The 1,864-nt window shown below is 71.2% G+C and carries 1 protein-coding gene; it reads left to right on the top strand.

The features are described 5' to 3' along the window. Positions 1 to 148: 148 nt before the first annotated feature. On the top strand, positions 149 to 1,726 hold the full coding sequence (locus QH290_RS06560) for an ABC transporter permease (RefSeq protein WP_280382260.1): 1,578 nt from the start codon (positions 149 to 151) through the stop codon (positions 1,724 to 1,726). Positions 1,727 to 1,864 lie beyond the last annotated feature (138 nt).

The following is a 1,864-nucleotide window of genomic DNA, read 5'->3' as shown; positions in this document are numbered from 1 at the left end:
CCAAATCTCCCCCCCCGGGGCCCCCCGCCGCCGGGGGCGCGCCCCGCAACTCCGCGGCGGGGCATAAACCACGACCGCGGTCGCGCGCCCGCGCTTCGGATTCGCCGAATCCGCGCGTGGCGCATCGGATTTCACGGGAACCCTGGCATTGCTGCGGCTGTATCTGCGGCGCGACCGGATCGTGCTGCCGCTGTGGGTACTGCTGCTGTCGCTGCCGCTGGGCAGCACGTACATCAAGAGCACCGAGAAGGTGTATCCGACCCCGGAGGACGTGGCGGGCTTCGCGAAGACGATCCTGTCCAGTCCGGCCCAGCTGGCGATGTACGGGCCGATCTACAACACCACGTCCGGCGCGGCGGCGGGATTGTGGAAGGCCGGGATGTTCTTCACGATCATCGGAATCGCCACGATTCTCACGGTCATCCGGCACACCCGGGCCGAGGAGGAGACCGGACGGGAGGAACTGCTCGCCTCCACGCAGGTGGGGCGGTACGCGAGCCTCACGGCTGCGCTGCTCCTCACCTGCGCGGGCGCGCTGGCCACCGGCCTGCTCGGTGCGGCCAGCATCGCGGGTGCCGGTGTCGGCGGGACCGACGCGCTGGCGTTCGGGCTCGCGCTGGCCGGATCCGGCGTCGTGTTCGCGGCCGTGGCGGCGGTCGCAGCGCAGCTGAGCGCCAACGCCCGCACCACACGCGGCATCGCCTTCACGGTGCTGGCCGTGACCTACACACTGCGTGCGATCGGCGATGCGCGGGCAGGTGACGGGCCGACCACCCCGTTCGTGTGGCTGTCGCCGCAGGGCTGGTCGATCCAGGTGCGGGCGCTCGCCGGGGACCACTTCCTGATCCTGCTGCTGCACGTGGCGACCGCGGCGGTGCTGATCGCGGCGGCCTACGCGCTGCTGCGGCGTCGCGACCTCGGCGCCGGACTGATCGCCGAGCGCCCGGGGGCACCGGCTGCTGGTCCCGGCCTGGCCGGTCCGTTCGGGCTGGCTTGGCGGTTGCAGCGCGGCGCCCTGGTGGCCTGGGCCGTCGGGCTGGGGCTCTACGGTCTGGTCATCGGCAGCGTTGTGCACGGTATCGGCGACGAACTGGGCACCAGCGACACCATCAACGACATCATCGGCCGGCTGGGTGGCAGTGCGGCGCTGGAGGATTCCTTCCTTGTCATGGGATTCACCATGCTGGGAATGGCGGCGTCGGCGTATGCGATTTCAGCTGTGCTGCGGCTGTATTCGGAGGAGAACACGCAGCATGCCGAGACGGTTCTGACCGGTGCCGTCGGCCGGTTGCGCTGGGGCGCATCGCATTTGCTGTTCGCCCTGCTCGGACCGGTTGTGCTGCTGCTGGTTTCGGGGCTCCTGGGAGGTCTGGTCTACGGGGCCGCCGCCCACGATATCGGCGGCAAACTGCCTCGAGTGCTGGGTGCGGCGCTGGTGCAGATCCCGGCGATCTGGGTGTTCGTGGGTGCCGCCGTGCTGCTGTTCGGATTGCTGCCGCGCTGGGCACCCGTCGCGTGGGGTGTCTTCACCGCCGGCGTGGCGCTGTTCCTGCTCGGCTCGATCTCCGGTATGCCGCAGTGGGTTCAGGATCTCACGCCCTACAGCCACTTGCCGAAGGTGCCGGGTGGCCCGTTCACCGCGACACCGGTGGTGATCCTGCTGCTGGTCGCGGCCGCCCTGACCACGGTGGGCCTCACCGCCTTCCACCGCCGCGACCTACGCTGACCCACCTCCCCAGGGGCCCCCCGGCCCCCCGCCCCGGGCGGGGGGCGGAGCGCCCCCCCCCCCCCCCCCCCCCCCCACTCGCGGAAAACCACCCCCAACACGCGCACCCCAAGGGGGGGGGGAAAAAAAAGCGGGGGG

The sequence above is a fragment of the Nocardia wallacei genome, from assembly GCF_029869545.1.
Classification (GTDB): Bacteria; Actinomycetota; Actinomycetes; order Mycobacteriales; family Mycobacteriaceae; genus Nocardia; species Nocardia wallacei_A.
Note: the sequence above shows the minus strand (reverse complement) of the source record. Positions and strands in the feature narration are given on the sequence as shown.